Raw genomic sequence first — 5,509 nt, 5'->3', positions numbered from 1 at the left:
GGTTCAATCGATGCTTTCTAACGAATTGTTAAATGCTGGCATTTAATCAATGTCGATAGAGGATTAACGTCTTTTTGTTAATCTCTCGAAAGACAACGAAGATGCTTGCCTCAAAGCTTGCCTTGTGGGTCGCCAGCTCGCCTCTTGTGCAACCATGGTAATTCGGCGTTGCAGTATTCTTTAATGGCTAGCCATTAAAGAATGAAAGTTTTTTATTTCATTCTACCGAGAGAGGATTAATGTCTTTTTATTAATCTCTCGTAAGGTCATCATACTGCGCCTTATCTTAGTGTCCGAGCTGACGACTGAATAAAGCACTTTGATTGGTAACGGGTATAGGTAACAGTCGCTTACTTGGTAAACTCAGGGTAAGCTTCCAAGCCACAGTCATGGAGATCCATGCCAGCTTCCTCCTCCTCTGCACTAACTCGGATACCCATTGTTATTTTGATCACACTCCAAACAAGCCAAGAAGCGCCAAAAACAAAAGCAAAGATAACCGCAGCACCGTATAACTGAGCACCAAATGAAGCCCCTTCGTTAGACAGTGGCACAACGAGTAAACCAAATAGACCACAGACACCATGTACTGATAACGCGCCAACAGGATCATCAAGTTTTAACTTATCAAAAGCGATAATGCTATACACCACAATCACACCTGCTACTGCGCCAATTCCAGCAGCAAAAAGAGGTGATGGAGATAAAGGATCAGCCGTGATAGCCACCAAACCCGCTAACGCGCCATTTAAAATCATGGTCAGATCAGCTTTACCCCATTTAAGCTTGCTTACCAACAGCGCTGCAATTGCACCTGTAGCGGCAGCTGCATTAGTATTAACAAAAATAAGACCCACCGCCGTTGCATTTTCAGCATCTGAGATAAGCAATTGCGAACCACCGTTGAAACCAAACCAGCCCATCCATAAAATAAAGGTACCTAAGGTTGCCAGTGGCATGTTTGAACCAGGAATTGGATGAATGCTACCATCTTTACCATACTTCCCTTTACGCGCCCCGAGTAAAATCACCGCCGCTAATGCGGCTGCCGCACCTGCCATATGTACAATACCCGAACCTGCAAAATCAGAAAAACCCGCTGCACTTAAAAATCCTCCTCCCCATGTCCAATAGCCCTCAATGGGGTAGATAAATGCCGTTAAAAATACCGTGAAAATCAAAAAAGACCATAATTTCATACGCTCAGCAACCACACCTGACACAATCGACATCGCAGTTGCAACAAACACCACTTGGAAAAAGAAATCAGATTCAAGGGAGTGATCTGCCCCAGATGCCTGTGTTCCAATTAAAGCGCCGAAAGAGGGTAACCACCCTCCCTCAATATTATCAACATACATAATGTTATAACCGACCAATAAAAACATGGTACAAGCGATGGCATATAACAAAATATTTTTAGTTAAAATTTCTGTGGTGTTTTTAGAACGAACTAACCCAGCCTCTAACATCGCAAAACCTGCGGCCATCCACATCACCAATACACCAGACATTAAAAAATAAAAGGTATCAAGCGCAAACCTAAGTTCAATTACTGTGTTTTCCATAAACAATTTTCCTTAATTTAATTTTCAATGGTTTAAAGTGCTTCTTCGTCTAATTCACCGGTACGAATTCGCACCACTTGCTCAAGTGATTGTATAAATATTTTTCCATCCCCTACTTTGCCTGTATTAGCGGCGTTAATAATCGCTTCCACCAAACGTTCAACATCACTCTCTTTTACGGCTATCTCTAATTTTACTTTGGGTAAAAAATCGACTTGATATTCAGCACCACGATAAAGCTCTGTATGCCCTTTTTGACGACCAAACCCTTTCACTTCAGAAACCGTTACGCCTGAGATACCTATCTCCATAATTGCTTCTCTTACTTCATCTAATTTAAATGGTTTGATAATTGCGGTTAACATTTTCATTGGCACTTCCTTCTTGTCATACGGACGAATATTTCGTTACTGGTTAACATAGTATTAACAAGTAACATGCCAACAAAAATTAAACCTATAAAACAATGAGTTATTTAAAAACAAATATTTAAAAACCTTTTTGCGCACCAATTTGGTGCTTACTTTTCCAAAGCAATGCACCGAAATAGATCACCTTGAACTTTTGCCATATTCAGATGACTAAATAATTTAATACCCATGAGACGCCTAGCGCGTTATAGTGCGTACACTTTTTTGTTCCATTTTTTATTTCATTCATTTAAAGGTAAAACAGATGAAAAAAATAGGCCTACTGCTTATCACTTTCGCCCTCAGTTTTAACGTATTAGCAACACCACGTGTTATCCCGAATGCCCCCGCTATCGCAGCAAAAGGTTACCTGTTAGTTGACTTTGCTTCGGGTAAGGTACTTTCAGAAAATAACAGTGAAAAGATGCTTGCTCCTGCAAGTTTAACCAAAATGATGACCAGTTATATTATCGGTCAAGAGATTAAGCAGGGTAACTTGAACCTGACAGATAAAGTAATGATCTCTGAAAAAGCATGGTCTAAAAATTTCCCAGACTCATCAAAAATGTTTATTGAAGTGGGTAAAGAGGTAACAGTTGCCGACCTTAATCGTGGCATTATCATACAATCAGGTAATGATGCTTGTGTGGCAATGGCAGAACATATCGCAGGCAGTGAAGATGCATTTGCAGATTTAATGAACTCATGGGCATTACAGCTGGGCATGAATAATACCCACTTTGTCAATAGTCATGGTTTACACGCAGAAGATCACTACACCACACCAACTGATATGGCGATTCTTGCTAAAGCACTCATCAAAGATGTGCCAGAGGAATATCGTATCTACAGTGAAAAATCATTCAAATTTAACAGCATCGTACAATATAACCGTAACGGTTTGTTATGGGATAAAAGCCTTAATGTTGATGGTATTAAAACAGGCCACACCAGTGCAGCAGGCTACAGCCTCGTTTCATCGGCAACCAAAGATGATATGCGTTTAATCAGCGTAGTGATGGGTACAAAATCAGATTCAGCACGTAAAATAGAGAGTAAAAAACTACTTAACTGGGGCTTTCGTTTCTTTGAAACAATGACACCGTATAAAGCAGGTGACCAACTTGCAACTGAGCGGGTCTGGATGGGATCACAAGAGATGATTCGTTTAGGTGTTGCTGTTGATACTCCCATTACACTGCCACGTGGCCAAGCGAAAAATTTACAAGCTGATTTTATCATTGATAGTGAGTTACGCGCTCCCATCCAAAAAGGCGATGTCGTAGGGCAAGTAAACTACTCATTTTCAGATGAAAGCGTAGCGACTTACGACCTTATCGCGCTTGAAAGTGTTGATGAGGGTGGACTATTTAGCCGTTTAATCGATTACATTACATTACTGTTTATCGGTTGGTTTGGTTAAATCAATCCCTATATAGTAATAATTACGAGGTGAGGCATTTTGCCTCATTTTTTATTTCTACGTTTTGGAGTTTCCTATGGCACTAAATACCCACTTTGATGAACTGCTAGAGTTTCCCTGTGTTTTTGCATTTAAAGTAATGGGCGTAGCCAGCCCAACACTCATGGAAGAGGTATTAACCGTTATTCAAAGGAATGTACCCGGTGATTACGCCCCGACCGTAAAACCAAGCTCCAAAGGGACTTATCACGCACTTAACGTGCCTGTTACCGTGAACTCTAAAGAGCAGATAGAAGCTATTTATAACGAGCTTAACAAGCTTGAATCAATACGTTATATTCTTTAATACCTCAATTAAAAACACTAAAGATGACAAAATTAAAAGAACAACTCACCTTGCGTTATTTAGGCCTGCAACCCTACACTGAAACGTGGCAAGCGATGAGTGACTTCACCAATTTACGTGATGAAAATACCGCGGATGAAATCTGGATTGTAGAGCACCCCGCTGTTTTCACACAAGGCACAGCCGGCAAAGCAGAACATCTATTACAACAAACGGATATCCCCGTTGTAAAGAGCGATCGAGGTGGTCAAATCACTTATCATGGCCCGGGGCAACTGATTGTTTATCTCTTAATTAATATTCGCCGTAAAGACTTCAATGTACGTAGCTTAGTGACTATTATTGAGCAAGGTATTATTGAGCTGTTAAATGATTATAATGTGCAAGCGATTGCCAAAGCAGATGCCCCCGGCGTTTATGTTAAGGGCAAAAAAATCGCCTCACTGGGACTAAAAATCCGCAGAGGTTGCTCATTTCATGGTTTAGCATTAAATGTAGAGATGGATCTTTCTCCTTTCTTACAAATAAACCCGTGTGGCTATGCCGGACTTGAAATGACCCAATGTAAAAATGAGGGGATCAACTTAACGGTTAACGAGCTTGCCCCACGATTAATTGATAAAATGAATCAGAAATTACAGTATTCACAAATAGAGAGTGTTTTTCATGAGTAATAAACCAAGTCAACTTACCGCAGGTAAAAAACTTCGCGATGCCGATAAACTTTCTCACATCCCCATCAAAGTGATTCCATCAGAAAAAGGGACTATCTTAAAAAAACCTTCATGGATGAAGATAAAACTGCGCGCTGACAATACGCGCGTGACGGAAATAAAAAAAGCCCTGCGTAAAAACAAACTTTTCTCTGTTTGTGAAGAAGCCTCTTGCCCTAACCTAAATGAATGCTTTAACCACGGCACAGCTACCTTTATGATTTTAGGTGAAATCTGTACCCGTCGTTGCCCGTTCTGCGACGTCGGTCATGGTAAACCCTTGGCAGTTGACACGGATGAGCCTAAGAAACTGGCTGAAACAATTCGTGATATGAAGCTTAAATATGTGGTGATCACCTCCGTTGACCGTGATGATCTACGCGATGGTGGCGCACAACATTTCGCTGACTGTATTCGTGAAATTCGCCTGTTAAATCCAACCATTAAAATCGAGATCTTAGTGCCCGACTTTAAAGGACGTATGGACAAAGCATTAGCCTGTTTTGAAAATGATGTGCCTGATGTGTTTAACCATAATCTTGAAACAGCACCGCATCTTTATAAACGCGTTCGCCCTGGTGCCGATTATAAATGGTCACTGCAACTGCTTAAAAAATTCAAAGAGCAACACCCTGAAATACCGACTAAATCAGGTCTAATGATGGGACTTGGCGAAACCAATGATGAGATTGAAGAGGTGTTGGTTGATTTGAACGCACATGGTGTCACCATGCTAACTCTCGGACAATATCTACAACCTAGCCTCAACCATTTAGCGGTGGAGCGTTATGTGCACCCTGATGAGTTTGATGCACTGGGCTTAAAGGCAAAAGCATTAGGTTTTGAACATGCAGCTTGTGGCCCCTTAGTACGCTCGTCATACCATGCAGACTTGCAAGCTTCGGGTGTTGAGGTTAAATAACCTGAATTTTGGATAAGTAATACCAATCCGCCTAATATTGTGATCAGGGCTTGTTGAGGAAAAATGATGAAGAGCAAGGCGCATGATTGAGTAATAGCTAGCTATTGCGATTGAATGCAACGTAGCT

General features: G+C 41.0%; 6 protein-coding genes. 4 read left to right on the top strand and 2 right to left on the bottom strand.

What is annotated here, in order from left to right; translation table 11 throughout:
- Positions 1-350 precede the first annotated feature (350 nt).
- Both G322_RS0117165 and G322_RS0117160 read right to left on the bottom strand, forming a co-directional pair.
- Positions 351-1,568 carry an ammonium transporter gene (locus G322_RS0117165; protein WP_022942934.1) on the bottom strand — a complete coding sequence of 406 codons (1,218 nt, stop codon included), beginning with the start codon at positions 1,566-1,568 and terminating at the stop codon, positions 351-353.
- A gap of 32 nt (positions 1,569-1,600) precedes the next feature.
- A complete protein-coding gene (locus G322_RS0117160; RefSeq protein ID WP_022942933.1) occupies positions 1,601-1,939 on the bottom strand; it encodes a P-II family nitrogen regulator in 339 nt (112 codons plus the stop codon).
- Positions 1,940-2,243: 304 nt separating this feature from the next.
- On the opposite strand from G322_RS0117160, the gene G322_RS0117155 reads away from it, so the two are divergent.
- The 4 genes from G322_RS0117155 (at position 2,244) to lipA (ending at position 5,382) form a co-directional block, all read left to right on the top strand.
- Positions 2,244-3,401, top strand: a complete 1,158-nt coding sequence (locus tag G322_RS0117155; RefSeq protein ID WP_022942932.1) for a D-alanyl-D-alanine carboxypeptidase family protein — start codon at positions 2,244-2,246, stop codon at positions 3,399-3,401.
- Between the two features lie 76 nt (positions 3,402-3,477).
- Positions 3,478-3,747 carry a DUF493 family protein YbeD gene (ybeD, locus tag G322_RS0117150; RefSeq protein WP_022942931.1) on the top strand — a complete coding sequence of 90 codons (270 nt, stop codon included), beginning with the start codon at positions 3,478-3,480 and terminating at the stop codon, positions 3,745-3,747.
- A 23-nt stretch (positions 3,748-3,770) separates the two neighbouring features.
- Positions 3,771-4,421, top strand: a complete 651-nt coding sequence (gene lipB / locus G322_RS0117145; protein WP_022942930.1) for a lipoyl(octanoyl) transferase LipB — start codon at positions 3,771-3,773, stop codon at positions 4,419-4,421.
- On the top strand, positions 4,414-5,382 hold the full coding sequence (lipA, locus tag G322_RS0117140) for a lipoyl synthase (RefSeq protein WP_022942929.1): 969 nt from the start codon (positions 4,414-4,416) through the stop codon (positions 5,380-5,382). The genes lipB and lipA overlap by 8 nt, the downstream gene beginning before the upstream one ends.
- The last annotated feature ends 127 nt before the right edge of the window (positions 5,383-5,509 follow it).

Origin of the sequence: Psychromonas hadalis ATCC BAA-638 (genome assembly GCF_000420245.1) — a bacterium.
Classification (GTDB): domain Bacteria; phylum Pseudomonadota; class Gammaproteobacteria; order Enterobacterales; family Psychromonadaceae; genus Psychromonas; species Psychromonas hadalis.
The sequence above is the reverse complement of the archived record's forward strand: the minus strand, read 5'-3'. Positions and strand labels throughout refer to the sequence as shown.